The sequence below is a fragment of the Sneathiella sp. genome, from assembly GCF_036960985.1.
Lineage (GTDB): Bacteria > Pseudomonadota > Alphaproteobacteria > Sneathiellales > Sneathiellaceae > Sneathiella.
Genome location: NZ_JBALWD010000018.1, coordinates 1 through 16,025, shown reverse-complemented (window position 1 = coordinate 16,025; position 16,025 = coordinate 1). Strand labels below are relative to the sequence as shown.

Sequence of the window (16,025 nt, the reverse complement as noted above, 5' to 3'; positions counted from 1 at the left end):
TCGCCATCGCTCATAGAGCGACAGCTTAACAAGGACAAAGAAAACAAGAAGATGATTTTATACTGAAAGCGACATCTGTTAAGCGTGCTTGTGATACGGCTGTATTCGAATAAATTCGACAACGATCATGATTTTGTCAACGTTTACATGGTCCTTGGCAAGTGGCAATGCGAGGGATGAAATTTTTTTAAAATCATGATTTGGGCCAACATAAGGGATATGTTGTGAACAAGGTTCTTTGCTTTGGACGACAGTTTTCAGGCTTGAAAAAACTGCTGATTCCGGGCCTTTTCCCGGTATTTCAGACATTGCTACACCGGTATAGTTTTTCGTAAAATTCTGCATCGCCTCATTACCAATGACTCTATATTTGAAATCCAACGGATTTTTAATAACATCGAGAAGGACAATATTTGGTAATATTGACGCTAAAGCGGCTAAATCGAAATCGTTTCTGCTCGGCAGCAGATTATCTCTTTTTGCTTGCTGCCAATAAGCTAGCGCGGATCTGTGGCTCTTCACATTTTCCGATGCATCAGAATAAGACTGATCACTTGTTGGGATCGCCGTAGGCAATATTCCAATTTTATTACGTTGATGAAAAAGACGTTGAAGGATCATTCTGGTACCGACTTCTTTACTATATAAATACTACTATTTAGAAAAATATCGTAATTATTGGTAAAGGAATAATGAATTTGGTCCGCAACTCATGAAGAAAGTGGCGGATTTATTCAAAAAGATGGCCTAGACAATTGTTTGCTTTGCCCCGCTTCACATGTTCCTGTAAAACATGCGCTAACAATAACTTTTGCTGTATCTCAGGAAGTGCCAACCAAATGACGCGCCATTTAATAACCTCTGCTTTGCCCTACATCAACGGTGTAAAACATTTGGGAAACCTTATTGGATCCATGTTGCCCTCGGATTTGCATGCCCGGTACTTGCGAGCACGCGGAGAAGACGTTCTATTTATTTGCGCAACGGATGAGCATGGCACGCCAGCAGAACTTGCAGCGCGGGAGGCCGGCCTAGAAGTTTCGCAATTTTGCACGGAGCAGCATAAGGTTCAAGCGGATTTGGGTGCGGCCTTCGATCTATCTTTTGACTATTTTGGTCGCTCTTCGTCACAGCAGAATAAAGAACTGACCCAGCATTTTGGTAAAAAGTTGCTTGAAAACGGTTTTATCGACGAGCGGATTACGCGTCAGATCTATTCGATCGATGACGATCGGTTTTTGCCTGACCGTTACGTAGAAGGTACTTGTCCGCACTGCGATTACGACAAAGCACGAGGTGATCAGTGCGAAAATTGTACGCGCCTTCTGGATCCAACCGATTTGCTCAATCCCCGTTCTGCGGTATCAGGAAGCACTAATCTAGAGGTGCGTGAAAGCCGGCATTTATTCTTGCTTCAATCAAAACTCTCTGATGAAATTCGGACCTGGGTGAATAAACATCCGGAATGGCCGGTACTGGTTTCGTCTATCGCTTTGAAATGGCTTGATGAGGGCCTTCATGATCGGGGCATAACGCGAGATTTGAAATGGGGTGTTCCGGTTGATATGCTGGGCATGGAGGATAAAGTTTATTATGTCTGGTTTGACGCGCCGATTGAATATATTGCTGCGACAAAGGAATGGGCCGACGAAGATCCAGCCAACCGTGACTGGAAATCCTGGTGGTACGAAGCGGACGATGTACGATATGTGCAGGTTATGGCAAAAGACAATGTCCCGTTCCATACCGTTACTTTTCCAGGTACGCAACTCGCCAGCAGAGAACCCTGGAAAATGGTTGATTATATTAAAGGTTTCAATTGGTTAAACTATTACGGTGGTAAGTTTTCAACGAGCCAAAAGCGCGGTATATTTATGTCTGATGCTGTCGAAATAATGCCTTCAGACTATTGGCGCTACTATTTACTTGCAAACGCACCAGAAACTTCCGACGCCAGTTTTACCTGGGATGGATTTGCCGGGACAGTCAATAAAGATCTCGCCGATACTCTAGGGAATTTTGTCAATCGGACATTGAAATTCTGCAGCTCGAAATTTGGTAATGCGCTTCCATCCGGCGGCGAGACGGGAGAGCGTGAGCAATTATTGGCAAAAGCGTTGAATGAGCGTCTGGAAAACTACAATACCCATATGGACGATCTTCAGGTTCGCAAGGCTATGCAAGAGCTTCGGGCCATTTGGGTAATGGGAAATGAGTATTTGACGGAAGTGGCACCGTGGACTGTATTTAAAACTGACCCAGATGCCGCAGCTGCGAGTTTAAGAATTGCGATTAATTTAATTCGAATTTTTGCGGTTTTGAGTGCTCCAGCCATCCCGGCAACCTCGGCAAAAATTTCTGAGGCACTTGGGCTGGACCTTGCATCCAAGGATTGGATCGAAGGCGATTGTGCAGAGGCATTGAATATTTTGCAGGCAGGGCATGAGTTCGAAATTCCAGATGTTCTCTTTCGCAAGATTACGGATGATGAAGTCGGGGAATGGGAACTTCGCTTCGGTGGTAAAGAGTAGTTTTGTAGATTTTTTTACTTAACATTTTAGCAAATTTCACGACAGCTATTAACGAGGAATTAAGGGCTTTAGGGTATGTTTTCACGTAATTAGTGGAAGGATGTCCCATGAAAAGACACGGTATTTTAAAGCGCCAGATCTTAAAAGCTTTTGCCCAAGAGACTAAAGGGGCAACCGCAGTCGAATTAGCTATGGTTTTACCGGTGCTGATCCTTGTTTTGGTCGGTATTATGGAACTGAGCATTGGGATGTTCATCAATACTGTCGTCGAAGGTAGTCTGCGTGATGCGTCACGCCTCGGGTTAACCGGGCAAATTCAGGACGGTGTCAGTAACGACCAGGCGATTGTTGATATGATCAACGAAGCTTCCTTAGGTTTGTTGGGGTTGACGACGGCTGATGTGACAACACTCGTCTATGAAAATTTCGCATATGTAGGTCAAGGCGAAGATTTTACGGACCTTGATGGGGATGGTAATTGGGATCCAGGGCCGTTTACTGCCCCAGACGGAACCATATACCCCACAGGAGAACCATGGACCGAGGTGAACGGGAATGGCACCTATGACGCAGATTTCGGTACTGCCGGCCTCGGCGTGCAAGGGGATATCGTACTTTATACGATTTCCTACAACTGGAATTTTCTAAGCGGCGAGGTACTTCCGATTTTAGACGGAACAATTCCAATGGCCGCCTCCATTGTGGTGCAAAATGAACCTTATTAATATTAATGGTGGGACGGAGCGAAGCGTTCCTTACACCCATATGAAAAGTTGAGGTCAGTATGAAAACCCTGCTTAGAAAACTTAAAGACAAATCGCTGGACGGTGTCTATTCCTTCATACGCAATCGCCGTGGTGTCGCCATGGTCGAATTTGCCATGTTATTGCCTCTATTAATGTTACTTGCCGCCGGTAGTTTTGAGGTGGCGCGTTATGCATTGATAATGCAGAAACTGGATAGAATTGTTGCAACGCTTTCTGATTTGGTAGCCCGTTCAGGCAATGAGACAATGACAGAAACAGAAATCTCAAATATCATGGATTCGGCGTTTTTTATGGCCCAGCCATTCGATATTACGGGTGACGCAATGATGATATTGACGTCGGTTGAAGGACGGACTGGGCAAGCGCCAGAAATACTGAGTCAGCGTATATCTGGATCCGTCACCGGCGCAGTGAGTGCAATTGGTACGACGATAAATGGAAATGCGACATTGCCATCAGCTTTTCCGGATGCCGGTTCCGGTGAGACCTTAGATAATGGTGAAACACTCGTTGTAGCCGAACTCGTATATAACTATACTCCTTATCTTACAGGTGATATTGGGTTTTTTGGCGATCAAGTCTTTTATAGAAACGCCTTTTTCCGTCCTCGATTTACGGACAAAATCGAGTTTCCAGCTTCTCCTTAATTTGTTACAATTCGTAATCAGTCTTCCAATTTTGCGGATTTATCGGCACGGCAGTTGTCGTTGCTAGTTTTATGCCTGAATTAGTCCTGCTATGTCGTCGAGAAGCGTGGGCAATAGCTGTATTCAATGAGAAAGGTCAGGCTTTTCTCTCTCTAGGGACCCCAGACACAATCCCCACCATTTAACCTACGCTATAGCGACATCATTGGTGCATTGAGATGATGGATGGAAATGTTGCTACAATACGCCTTGCAACACGCTAGAATATTTACTTTGCTTCGGCCCGGTCAATAAAAAAAACGACGGCAGAACCGTCGCTTTTATTACTTCACTAGCAACCGTAAAGGGTTACTTGGAGATACGCAAGTTACTGAGCTCTTGCCCTATAGATGTGAAGGCTGCTTCCAAATCAGCTGTAGAGGGGGAGTCGTAGTAATGTTTCGTCGAAGTGGCACAATTCCTATATAGGCTTTCATTTCCGGCTTTAAACTTAATAGTATATATCGTGATACCAGCGGATTTCATGGAAGTGCACAATTGAGCAAATTTTGCATCCACATCATCTTCATACCCTGCCCGAACAGAGCTGCTATATCCTTTTAGGCGGCCATATTCATTGTGTTTTGTTGTCGCCACAGCCGTTGCGGCAACGTCTTTGCTACCATAGGAGTTATAATCATAGCCATCTGTACTGCTTTGATGGCTGAATATGAGATTCTGGCCATCAGTCATCATAATGACGACTTTGTCAATTAGTGGGTCATTGTAGTCAATAGGAAGGGCAGTATATCCCGTTGGCAGGTTGTATGTGGACGATCCCGACCATAAACCGCGCCAGCGTGGAGAGATTGCGCGCCACCCCCAAACCATACCAACATTACCCATCGTGCCGCCGCTGTACCACGGGCGCATGTCGTCAATAGCCGCGTCAACAACCGATCTTTCTGCAGTCAACGGAAGTATGGGACTAGGACAGCCAGCATTGGGGCCTTCACCTACAGAATCAAAGAAATCGTCCACATCATTCTGTCCGAATGTTTGATGTGTAATTCCATTACCGATCCAATCATTATCGTATGTATTGGACGTGTAAAAATATGGCGCGAAGTCGTTACTCGGCGGATTATCTGTCACATCTGTTGTTCCGCCATCTAAATTGCCGCGCAATTCCACGCAGCCTTTCCATCCATAACTAGTACCACCCGAGGCTATCGATTGGTGATGTGTTGTGTCGTCCTTAAAGATGCTGGATGAGCTGCTTTTAATATTGCTTCTTTCAGTTGATTTCAAAAAAGCTATATTGTCATATCCGACATTCACCTGCGTAACGTACGGGACAAGCCCTACCCACAGGTTATCCTGTGTATCTTCGTTGCTATAAAGAATCTCTGTAAGTTTCTTTGCGGATCTTCTCAGATCCTCAATTCTCATAGTGGCTTCGACACCAGTATAAGAATCTGTGCCACTGTCACGTGCCATTGATCCTGTGTTATCAAGAACCATGATTAATTCCAGGCCTCGGTTGGATCGCGTAATCTCAGTACTTGCACCAACAGTTAATTCTGGTTGTTTTAGTACGTTCATGAATGTAGTCGTCATGTCTGCTCGTACATTAAGTGTAATTTTTTCTCGGGTAGCATCCCAATTTAACGTTGTTGCATCCATTGTAATGGGAGATGTGCCCATATATCCTGACGGAAAGTTCGCATCGAAATATTTTTGTGCATCGGCGTAAATTTCTGCGTCGTCTGCAAAAATATTTCGGCCTGCAGCTAGGCCTGCAGCATCAACAGCCGTTGATAGCTTAGATTTTAACACATAGGCACGGCCAAGATCGACTGAAAGCCCAACGAAGCCAAACAAAGGAATTGCAAGAAACGCAATAATAACGGCAGAAACGCCGCGAGTATTACGGCCAAATTCTCTTAGATTTTGGTAAAACGAAGTGAAGGTAAATCTTTTGTTCATGCTGACACCATATTTAATATGACGAAATTAATTGCGAATAATATGTGCCTAAAACATTAACGTTGCCTAAAGAATTCCTGTAAATTTCTACAAAATTTTATCTATGTAATGAGAAATAAAAACTTATTTTACCGAAGTATTACTCTTCTTTATTATAGGTCAGGTAGATTAGAAACATAGAATTCATAATTTTTTCTAAATTATACTAATAAATAAAGAATATATTTAAAAATTTATGCAATTTTTACTTCGAATTACGACATAAAAATCATTTTTCTTTTAACTATTGATTAATCAATTGAGGTTTAAATGCTCAACAAGGCGCGAGGCAAGACGAACTTGGAAAGCGCTTTAGATGTTAAGGGGCTTTGCAGGTTGCGCTTTGTTGCAGGCTGAAAAGTCTAGGTGCCGACGGGTTATTTTCCTTGAGGGGCTGAAAACCAAGTTTTGTTTAGTGTCAGGAATTTTTCCTGAGTATTAGGAGACTGAAAATGATTAAAGTTATTCGTTCTTTCGTAAATGATGAGTCGGGTGCGACAGCCATTGAGTATGGCCTTATCGCAGCGCTTGTTGCATTGGTTGGCGTAGTTGCATTTACTGCTCTTGGTGACACAGTCACTAAAGCATTCAGTGATATTGCGTCAGCTCTTTGTAATGGTACAGATGGCACCTTCGTCCTGACTAATAACGGTGCGGGCAGCTGCACATAAGACTAAGTCTTAATGAGAATCTCGGGTGGAGCGCTTTTTGAAGCGCTCCACCCACTCTACAAATACTGAACAATTTTTTTAAGACATTGCTGAAGAAGAGTTTTGGAGGTCATTATGTTTGAATTTACTCAGTTTTTTGAGGACGATGCCGGAGCCACAGCAATTGAATATGGATTAATTGCGGCTCTCGTCGCTGTCGCTGGAGTGGTCGCATTTACAGCCACGGGCGATACAATCTTGACCTCGTTTACAAACATAACTGACGATTTTTGTACGGCGGTTGGTGGAAGTTTTGCCATAACGAATACGGGTGTGGACAGCTGTGTCTTCTAAGCCCTTCTGGCGGAAGGCCAGTTTGTTGCTTAAGTAATTCTTTCCAAATGAAAGAGCATTTTTCGAAATAGATTCTGAATGATTATTTTTTATCACTTGATATTATTTTTTCTATTCTCGTTAATTGTGTATGCCGCTCTGTCAGATATCCGAGATTTTACCATCCCCAATTTTGTAAGTATTGCCATCGTAATACTTTACCCCCTGATGATTATGGTTACACCAGATAACGTCGATTGGGTAAGTAGCTTGATTGCCGCCTCGAGTGTTCTTGGTGTTGGATTTATTCTCTTCACTTTAAAATTATTCGGAGCAGGCGACATCAAAATGATAGCGGCCCTTTCTTTGTGGGCAGGGCCATCGCTTCTCACAGAATTTTTGTTTGTAACCGTTATGGCTGGCGGGATTTTAGTGACTTTGATTGTTTCGCGTGAAGGAATTCGCCAGGCTTTCGAAGGAACAGGTTTCGCACGTGGAGTGATGTTTGCGATACGATCGAAAACGCAGGTGCCATATGGTGTTGCCGTTGCATTTGGGAGTTTGAGTATTCTTGTGTCCTACGAAAAAATTATCGGCATAAGCATATGAAATCATCCTAAATTTAACCTGAAATTAATGTCTTGCGGCGTAACGTAGTATTTAATTGAAACATAATGGATTTAGCACCATGGCGCGAAAAATTTTACTAATCGTTTTTGCTCTATTAATCACTGGGTCAACCATTTTCTTCGTTCGCAGTTGGGTTGGACAGCAAAAACAGCCCCTTGTAGAAACTGTTGATGTTGCTCCCGTTAGGGCCGAGAATCAGATTCTTGTCGTCTCTACAGATCTTCCTGCAGGAACCTTGGTGCAAGAGAAACATTTGAAATGGCAGCCCTGGCCGGATTCTGACGATATGGAAGAAGTGTATATTGTAGAAAATGTACGTACTTTGGAGGAATTTATCGGAACGGTTGTACGGCAGGGCGTCGGAAATGGCGAACCAGTCACCGATTCGAGGTTTATTAAGCCAGGCGAACAAGGCTTCTTAGCTGCAGTTTTGAATCCGGGAAAACGTGCTATTTCAATATCGATTAATGCATCATCCGGTATTGCGGGGTTCGTATTTCCCGGTGATCGGGTAGACGTTGTTTTGACGCACGGTAGGGTTACAGAATCTGAATCCGAAGATGACGGATCAGGAGCGCGACGTGCGAGTGAAACAATACTTACAAATGCCAGAGTTATTGCCATGGATCAGTCGACGAATGATCAAGAACAGGCAGCATCTGTACGCGGTCTTGCAACGCTTGAAGTAACGCCTAAACAGGTTGAAATACTTACAGTTGCCAAGGAAATGGGACAGTTAAGTTTATCGCTACGAAGCCTGGCTCAAGTTACTGACGAGAAAAAGAGTAAAGACGGTAAACTTGTATTTAAGAGTGAGCGCGGACGTGGCCATACATGGGATAGCGAGGCAAGTTCTATTGTTACGGGTCCGCGACGTACAGGAATTCCCACAACAGTTATCAATGTCGTAAGAGCTGGCGAAGCCAAGCAGAAGTTGTTCGACTAAGGAGTAGTTTCAATGCTGACGAAAATAGTAAAACCGATAGCAGCGTTTGGGTTGGCTTTGTGTTTAGCCGTGATAACTCCGTCAATGTCTAATGCAGCGCAAGTTATTAATTCAAAAGGTGATATTCTTGCCTTAACGCTGAATTCAGGAAAGCTGGTTCAACTTGATAAACCCGCGACATCTGTCTTTATCGGAAATCCAGAATTAGCCGATGTGCAGGTACAGTCACCAACGATTATTTATGTCTTTGGTAAAGGGACCGGTAGCACAAATTTATTCGCCCTGGATGCAAAAGGCAGAGTTCTACTGAATTCTCCGGTAACGATCACTCATGATGTGACGTCGCTCAACGAGAGTTTGGAGAGTATTTCTGCATATGGCGGGCTGCAAGCGCGATCAACACCTACAGGTATTATGTTGACGGGCCGAGTAAAGACGGCTGCGGAAGCCGAAGACGCTAATCGTATGGCGGCCCTTTACCTTGGCGGCGGAACTGTTTTCAATCGCATAGATGTTGAGGGTGCGATGCAAGTCAATCTTCGCGTCCGGGTTGCTGAAGTTAACCGATCTGTCACAAAGCGGTTCGGTGTGAACTGGGAAGTTTTGGGTAATATCGGCGATGCGGCTCTGGGTTTCGCGAGAGGGGCTGACATTGTGGACGCCGCGGGTACTATTATTCGGCCAACGACTGGAACTCAAGGGTATGCAGGTTATCAAGACGATAACGTCAATGTAAATGCCTTGGTTGACGCTTTGGATGAAGAAGGATTATTAACCGTTCTAGCCGAACCAAATCTGACAGCTCTATCTGGTGAGTCTGCGTATTTTCTCGCAGGTGGTGAATTTCCAATTCCCGTACCACAAGAAGATGGTGCTGTTACGGTCGAATACAAACCGTTCGGTGTTCAATTGGAATTCACTCCGACGATTGTTGGTGAAGACCGTATAAATCTGCAGGTTAAGCCTGAAGTTAGCCAGCTTTCTTCAAATTCTGCAATTAATGTGAACGGTTCTTTTATTCAGTCATTATTAACGAGACGCGCAGAAACAACGGTTGAACTTGCAAGTGGGCAGAGTTTTGCTATTGGCGGTTTGCTGAATAATGATGGTAACAATAATATTTCCAAAACACCGTTGTTAGGAGAAATTCCTATCCTGGGTGCTCTATTCAGATCTGCTTCTTTCCAGAAAAATGAAACTGAATTGATCATAATTGTTACACCATATTTAGTTAAGCCTTCCAATTCACGTATTGCAGATCCTACGGATGGATATATTCCACCGAATGATAGCGATATGTATGTAGACGGTGAGAATTTCCGGCCGACGTTGGGTAAAGACGCTCCAACGGCCCAACCTTCATCAACAACTGCTGCGAACGACCAGGTTAAACTAGTTGGTCCTGCAGGCTTTATTCTGGAGTAACCCAAATGTATCGGAAAAATCCAATGAAACGATTAAATTTGATTAGTCTGGTTGCACTGTCTGCATTGTCAGTAGCTTGTTCTCCAGTTGCTTTTGATCCGAGTTTCAACGAGACGGCGTCACCTCAAAACGCCAACTTAGCAAAGAATATTAGCGTGGATAAACTAACGCCGACGGTTATCGTTGAGTTTGAACCAGGCCGTGCCGGAATGAGTGACTTGTCAAAAGGTAAGATACTTGGATTTTTAGAAGCACAAGGAATAGGCTTTGGAGCGGACCTTGAAGTTGAATTACCGACATTCGTTGGCAATAGCGGTCTTAATGAGCAACGTTTTGGCGAAGTAAGTGAGTTCTTGCAAGACCGTGGTTTCAAAATTTCGCCTGTTGTCACTAAAGAGAACAGCCGGGATTCATTACGAGTTTATTCCACAAAATATGTGGCTACTGTCGATCCAGATTGTGAAAACGGATGGTACCGTCCGAAAGGCTTAGGGTTTGAAAACCTTCCACTGCCAAATATGGGTTGTTCGACAGCAAACGCATTGGCGGGAATGGTCGACAATCCAAAAGATCTGATCGACCCAAATAATTCGAGCCCTGCCATCGGAGAACGTGCAGCTAAAGCTGTTGAGACATACCGCGCTGGTGCAGGCGGTGCTTCAACCAGTTCGGAAAGCAATTAAGGGAGATTAAACGCATGGGCAACGCAGCATCAAATTTAAGCACGTTATTTGGAACACAAGTTTGCGAAGACTTTATGGCCTTTGTAGATGACGAACATTCCTTGGGCGTAAGCCGCGAAGTTTGCTCCGCTCTGGAATGGTCTGCCGACGCTAGTCAAGATGGCGGTATAGCAGCCGCACTTGAACGTATTGAGCCGGGAAATTCTCCTAAAGTTATTCTGGCAGATATAAGTAAGAGTATTGATCCAGATGGCGATATTACTCGTCTTATTCGAAAAGTCGGCCCAAACAATACGCTGATCATTCTCGGGACATCAAATGATGTTAGTCTATTTCGCAAAATGATAGCACTGGGCGCGAAAGATTATCTCGTAAAGCCGCTCACGATGGAAGTTCTAAAGGACGCTGTCGAAAATGTTGATAGACAATCTCAAGCCTTTCAGGCTGCGCAAAGCGGCCGCTTGACAGTTGTTGTTGGTGTACGCGGTGGCGTCGGGGCAACTACTATTGCAACGAACATGGCCTGGATTATGGCGAATGAAGAGAAGTTGGGGACAGCATTGCTAGACCTCGACTTACATTTTGGCACTTCAACATTGTCCCTTGATATCGAAACTGGTGGCGGTTTCCGTGAAGCACTGGAAAACCCGCATCGTTTGGATAAATTGTTTTTAGACAGTGCGATCGTGAAAGACGGCGATAAACTTGCTGTTCTGGGCACGGAAGAACCAATCGACGAGGTAGTCGAACTAAGTGAAGAATCGATTGATACCTTGATTGGCGAAATTAGCCAGGACTATAACCAGGTGATTGTAGATTTGCCACGCCACCTTCTCCCGACACAAGGTGCGTTGTTGGCCTCTGCGGACACGGTGATTTTGATTTCAGATCAATCATTAGCAGGTATTCGCGATATTAACCGCATTACCCAGGCAATGACGTCTTTGCAAACAAAAGGTCGCATCTTAAAAATAGTAAGCCGAGTAGGTACTGAGCGATCTGCGCAGGTTTCCAAAGCGGACTTCGAACGTGGGTTGAATGAAAAAGTAGACTATACCGTTCCGGAAGAAGCAAAAACTATGACGATTTGTGCGAATGCGGGTAAGGCAATCGGTGAGGTTGCTGCGAAATCTTCAATCGCTAAAGTTCTGCGCGAAATCTCAGCAGATGTTTCCGATTATACTGAGCCGCAAAAGAAGGGACTTTTCAAGATGGTTCCAGGTGGCAAGAAGAAAAAAGAAGTGGGGCCTAAAGGGTGAGTTTGTGGAGATCATCTTCTTCTGACAGTAAAGTCAAACCTGTTCCCACTGCACCAAGTGCGGCAGGATCAACGGCGGCTGAGCTTTTGGCAAAATACATGCCGGAAGTTCGAGACACGCTTCTACCAAATCTTTCGACCGACGAAAACCGTTCCGTCGTTGCTCAACAGGTAAAAACGTTCGTTCGCGACGCGATGTCGCGTGAGAAGATTCAACTGAATGTGCTCGAGCAACGGACTTTGGTGAATGACTTGACGGTCGGATTATGGTCTGAATTCGAAAATAAGAAAAATACAAATGGAGCAACGCCCGTAAGTCCTACGGCTGCTACTAATGGTTCGGGACAAACAAATTTTTCCGAATCTACAACAAGTGCCAACACGCCGGATAATACACAGATTGTTGAGGAAGGCGTAACAGTCTTTGGTGCTGACCCTGTCGCTCCTGCGGAAATTCAAGCGGAATTCGATCAACCTCAAAATCTTGCTTCGTTCCAGGAAAATCCATCTGCTGAAGAGGAAGAACTCGCTGAGCCAGTTGTCCCTTTGGCCAGAAGTGCGGATACGGAAGAGGAGGAAGAAGAAGATTCCTCCGCCGTTTTCAATCTGTCTATGGCGCCGGAAACGACGGGCATTAAAATTAATGCGCATCTAGAAGGTATCAAATCTATTGTGCAGCCCTTGTTAATGGAACGTATTGATATCAGTGCTGCCGTTACGATGGATAGGCTGGATCTTGCTCGCGATATCTCGGACATTATTACGGACATTTTGATTGAGGAGCGTATTCAGCTTAATCAACGCGAGCAACGCGAATTAACTGAAAGCCTGATGCATGATATGCTCGGTTTGGGTCCGCTTGAACCGTTATTGGCTGACGACGGCATAACAGATATTTTGGTCAACGGCCCGAAACAAGTGTTTATCGAAAAAGAAGGTAAGCTCGTTCTGTCCGATTGCCAATTTCGAGATAATGCTCATGTACTAAGCGTTGCAAGTAGAATTGTGAGTCATGTTGGCCGTCGTGTCGATGAAACCAGCCCACTCGTGGACGCCCGCCTGGCCGATGGTAGCCGTGTTAATATTATCATCCCGCCACTGGCGATTGACGGGCCCACTATTTCAATACGTAAATTTGCGAAACAAAAAATAACACTGGATGTAATGGAGCGCACAAAAAACCTGTCTCCTGCATCGGCAACTGTCTTGCGCGTTGCTGGTAGGTGTCGCTTGAATATTTTGATTTCGGGTGGTACTGGCTCGGGTAAAACCACAATGCTTAATGCCATTTCGCAGTTAATCGATCCGGGTGAGCGAATTGTCACCATTGAGGATGCAGCAGAACTTCAACTACAGCAACCTCATGTTGTAAGACTGGAAACACGGTCGGCAAACCTGGAGGGTGGCGGTGAGATCTCCATGAGAGATCTATTGAAAAATGCTCTGCGGATGCGTCCTGACCGAATTATTCTTGGTGAGATTCGTGGCAGCGAAGCAATTGACATGCTGCAAGCTATGAATACGGGTCATGATGGATCTCTATCAACAATCCATGCTAACCGTCCGAGAGAAGCTTTAACACGGCTAGAGAATATGGTTGGCATGTCCAATGTGAATTTGCCGGCGAAGGCAGTTCGGACACAAATTGCGTCTGCCATTGATCTTATCGTCCAGATTAGCCGGATGCGGGACGGTGTGCGTCGTGTCACATATATTTCCGAAGTCGTCGGCATGGAGGAAGACGTCATCACCATGCAGGACCTCTTCTGGTATGAATTCCATGGGGAAGATAAAGGCGGTCGGTTGCTGGGTGATTTCAAGTCGACGGGACTACGCCCTCATTTCGCCCCTCGTGCCGCCTATTTCGGCTTAGAAAAAATGCTATTGGGAGCTGTATAATGTTTGGAACTTCCGGACCTATCGATCAGTTAACAGTTATGCTCGTCGTTGGCGGTGCTACCTTATTGATTTCGCTGCTTTTGGTATTTGCGTTTGCTGGTGGAGCAAATCATGCTTCCAACTCACGGCGTAGATTATCAGAGATAAGCCAAGGTCAGAAAACGACCGGTAAAACCAAAGCAAGGGAGACAGCCCGGAGATCGCAAGAAACTAGCGGTATTAAAATAGTTGATCTGTTACTAAAAAAATTGATTCCCAACCCAGATCTTCTTCGCAGTAGGCTTGAGAAAACGGGGAGAAAAATCTCGATTTCTCAGTATTCTTCGATCGCTGTTGTATTGGCGCTAGTTGTAGCGGTCTTGAGTCACGTTTTATACGATATTCAGCTGTTTCTTGCTATTCCAATGGGCTTATTCTGCGGTTTATTTTTTCCGCATGTAGTTGTTGGGTTTCTTGGACAGCGCCGGATTAAAAAATTTATGAAAACCTTTCCAGAGGCAATCGAGCTTATGTGCCGCGGCCTGCGTGCAGGATTGCCGATCAGTGAGGCGATTGTCACAGTTGGTAACGACGCGCCCGATCCAGTCGGTGCGGAATTTCGGGGCGTGGCAGATGCAATGCGTGTCGGGCAGAGTATTGAGCATGGTCTTTGGGACGTTGCTAAAAGGATTGATCTACCAGACTTCAAATTTTTGATTATTGCCATTTCCATTCAACGGGAGACGGGCGGTAACCTCGCTGAAACATTGGGCGGACTCGCCAATACCTTGCGCAAACGTCGGCAAATTAAACTTAAAATTAAAGCGATGTCTTCAGAAGCACGTGCCAGTGCCTGGATTATTGGATCTCTGCCTTTTATCATGTTCGTACTCTTATGGTTCGCCAATGATGCGTATGTTGGTACGCTGATCGAAGATCCTAGAGGTGCCTATATGATTGGTGCCGGTCTAACAATGATCGGAACGGGGTGCGCGGTAATGGCAAAAATGGTCAGATTTGAAATTTAGGAGGCGACATGGTCGATCTAGTTAGCCTATTACCAGATTTTCTTCGGTCCGAGGATATGTTAGCCCTTATTGCGGGCGGGGCATCCTTGGCTGTTGCCTTAATGATGTGGCGAGCATTTCTTGTAAAAGACGCGTTGCCAGGGCGAATTAAAAGCCTGGATAAGCGGCGGACGGCGCTAAAAGAGAACATCGCCAATGAGACCAAACAACGCAGCAAGCTAATTGTGCGCGAAAACCTCATGCATGGGGTTGTGAAAAAAATGCAACTCATGCGAGGTGAACGTGCCCGCGTCATGGCGGCAAAACTCGCTCAAGGTGGTTGGCGTTCAAAGGATGCGCTCGTTACTTACCTCTTTGCAAAAATATCGTTGCCTCTGTTATTTACAAGCCTAGCGTTGATGTACTTTCTAGGGACAAATCCCTGGGATTGGGATTTTTTTGTTTGTATTCTTGCGTCAATCGGTGCTGGATTTGTTGGGTATATCCTTCCGGATATGCTTGTGAAAAACAAAGTGTCGAAAAGATATGAAGCAATTCGTAAAACCTTGCCAGACGCGCTCGATCTTTTGGTTATCTGTACTGAAGCTGGGCTGAATCTGGATAGTGGTCTTGATAGAGTATGTCGTGAGATCGCCAACTCGTCGCCAGAATTGGCAGACGAATTTGGGTTAGCCTCTATTGAATTAGGTTTTCTACCGGACCGAAAACAAGCTCTTGGAAACCTCGCTAGCCGCGTTGATTTCCAGGCGATGACGACACTTGTCAATACACTGCTGCAAACAGAAAAATATGGTACACCTTTGGCTGTGGCCTTGCGTGTACTCGCCGCTGAAATGCGTGAAGAGCGTCTAATGAAAGCAGAAGAAAAAGCAGCTCGTTTGCCGGCCATTATGACAGTGCCAATGATCATCTTTATCTTACCCGCATTGTTCATTGTGCTTATCGGCCCAGCTGTATTACGTGCCATCGACGCGTTTAATTAGGTCCGGGCGTTATACACTTTATTACTTGAACATTGAAGTTGCCTTTAAGGCTTCTTGTTAAGTGCATCGGCCATAGTCGGCAGTCGATCTATACCTCCTGGCGCGGGAATTCTGATTCAAAGAGCCGGGCGTGTTCTTCTTCAATTTGTTTGGATTGTTAAGCCCTCGCTGAAGCATCTGTAAGGCGGCATGTAAGTGTGGTGCTAGAAGGAAGAGAAGCGTTGTGTCGACTATACTGTTTTAGAGCTTCAAAAGTGAG

At 45.1% G+C, this 16,025-nt stretch carries 15 protein-coding genes; 13 read left to right on the top strand and 2 right to left on the bottom strand.

Annotated elements, in window-relative coordinates; translation table 11 throughout:
• Window positions 1-78 precede the first annotated feature (78 nt).
• Window positions 79-621, bottom strand: a complete 543-nt coding sequence (locus tag V7723_RS11685) for a PAS domain-containing protein (protein WP_335684652.1) — start codon at window positions 619-621, stop codon at window positions 79-81.
• Between the two features lie 218 nt (window positions 622-839).
• Between V7723_RS11685 and metG the strand changes: the two genes are divergently transcribed.
• The 3 genes from metG to V7723_RS11670 all read left to right on the top strand — a co-directional run bounded on the left by metG (window position 840) and on the right by V7723_RS11670 (window position 3,945).
• Entirely contained in the window at window positions 840-2,531 is a 1,692-nt protein-coding gene (gene metG, locus V7723_RS11680) for a methionine--tRNA ligase (protein ID WP_335684651.1), read from the top strand.
• Window positions 2,532-2,638: 107 nt separating this feature from the next.
• Window positions 2,639-3,256, top strand: coding sequence for a TadE/TadG family type IV pilus assembly protein (locus V7723_RS11675; RefSeq protein WP_335684650.1), 618 nt, complete (start codon window positions 2,639-2,641; stop codon window positions 3,254-3,256).
• A gap of 59 nt (window positions 3,257-3,315) precedes the next feature.
• Complete coding sequence (locus V7723_RS11670) at window positions 3,316-3,945, top strand: TadE/TadG family type IV pilus assembly protein (RefSeq protein ID WP_335684649.1); 630 nt, start codon at window positions 3,316-3,318, stop codon at window positions 3,943-3,945.
• Window positions 3,946-4,293: 348 nt separating this feature from the next.
• On the opposite strand, the gene V7723_RS11665 is transcribed toward V7723_RS11670, so the two are convergent.
• Window positions 4,294-5,913, bottom strand: a complete 1,620-nt coding sequence (locus V7723_RS11665) for a TadE/TadG family type IV pilus assembly protein (RefSeq protein WP_335684648.1) — start codon at window positions 5,911-5,913, stop codon at window positions 4,294-4,296.
• Between the two features lie 491 nt (window positions 5,914-6,404).
• Here V7723_RS11665 and V7723_RS11660 point away from each other — a divergent pair, with 491 nt between their 5' ends.
• The 10 genes from V7723_RS11660 to V7723_RS11615 all read left to right on the top strand — a co-directional run bounded on the left by V7723_RS11660 (window position 6,405) and on the right by V7723_RS11615 (window position 15,766).
• Window positions 6,405-6,623 (top strand): Flp family type IVb pilin, encoded by a 219-nt coding sequence (locus tag V7723_RS11660; protein ID WP_335684647.1) that lies wholly within the window; start codon window positions 6,405-6,407, stop codon window positions 6,621-6,623.
• A gap of 114 nt (window positions 6,624-6,737) precedes the next feature.
• The gene (locus V7723_RS11655; protein ID WP_335684646.1) at window positions 6,738-6,956 is read left to right on the top strand and encodes a Flp family type IVb pilin; all 219 of its coding nucleotides are present in this window, start codon (window positions 6,738-6,740) and stop codon (window positions 6,954-6,956) included.
• A 78-nt stretch (window positions 6,957-7,034) separates the two neighbouring features.
• On the top strand, window positions 7,035-7,544 hold the full coding sequence (locus V7723_RS11650) for an A24 family peptidase (protein ID WP_335684645.1): 510 nt from the start codon (window positions 7,035-7,037) through the stop codon (window positions 7,542-7,544).
• A gap of 79 nt (window positions 7,545-7,623) precedes the next feature.
• The gene (gene cpaB / locus V7723_RS11645; RefSeq protein ID WP_335684644.1) at window positions 7,624-8,511 is read left to right on the top strand and encodes a Flp pilus assembly protein CpaB; all 888 of its coding nucleotides are present in this window, start codon (window positions 7,624-7,626) and stop codon (window positions 8,509-8,511) included.
• 12 nt (window positions 8,512-8,523) lie between these two features.
• Window positions 8,524-9,936: a type II and III secretion system protein family protein gene (locus V7723_RS11640; RefSeq protein WP_335684643.1), complete on the top strand. Its 1,413-nt coding sequence runs from the start codon at window positions 8,524-8,526 to the stop codon at window positions 9,934-9,936.
• A 23-nt stretch (window positions 9,937-9,959) separates the two neighbouring features.
• Window positions 9,960-10,619 (top strand): CpaD family pilus assembly lipoprotein, encoded by a 660-nt coding sequence (locus tag V7723_RS11635; protein ID WP_335684642.1) that lies wholly within the window; start codon window positions 9,960-9,962, stop codon window positions 10,617-10,619.
• Between the two features lie 14 nt (window positions 10,620-10,633).
• Window positions 10,634-11,878, top strand: coding sequence for an AAA family ATPase (locus V7723_RS11630; protein ID WP_335684641.1), 1,245 nt, complete (start codon window positions 10,634-10,636; stop codon window positions 11,876-11,878).
• Window positions 11,875-13,776, top strand: a complete 1,902-nt coding sequence (locus tag V7723_RS11625) for a CpaF family protein (protein ID WP_335684640.1) — start codon at window positions 11,875-11,877, stop codon at window positions 13,774-13,776. Before V7723_RS11630 ends, V7723_RS11625 begins: the two co-directional genes overlap by 4 nt.
• Entirely contained in the window at window positions 13,776-14,783 is a 1,008-nt protein-coding gene (locus tag V7723_RS11620) for a type II secretion system F family protein (RefSeq protein ID WP_335684639.1), read from the top strand. Before V7723_RS11625 ends, V7723_RS11620 begins: the two co-directional genes overlap by 1 nt.
• 8 nt (window positions 14,784-14,791) lie before the next feature.
• Entirely contained in the window at window positions 14,792-15,766 is a 975-nt protein-coding gene (locus V7723_RS11615; RefSeq protein WP_335684638.1) for a type II secretion system F family protein, read from the top strand.
• Window positions 15,767-16,025 lie beyond the last annotated feature (259 nt).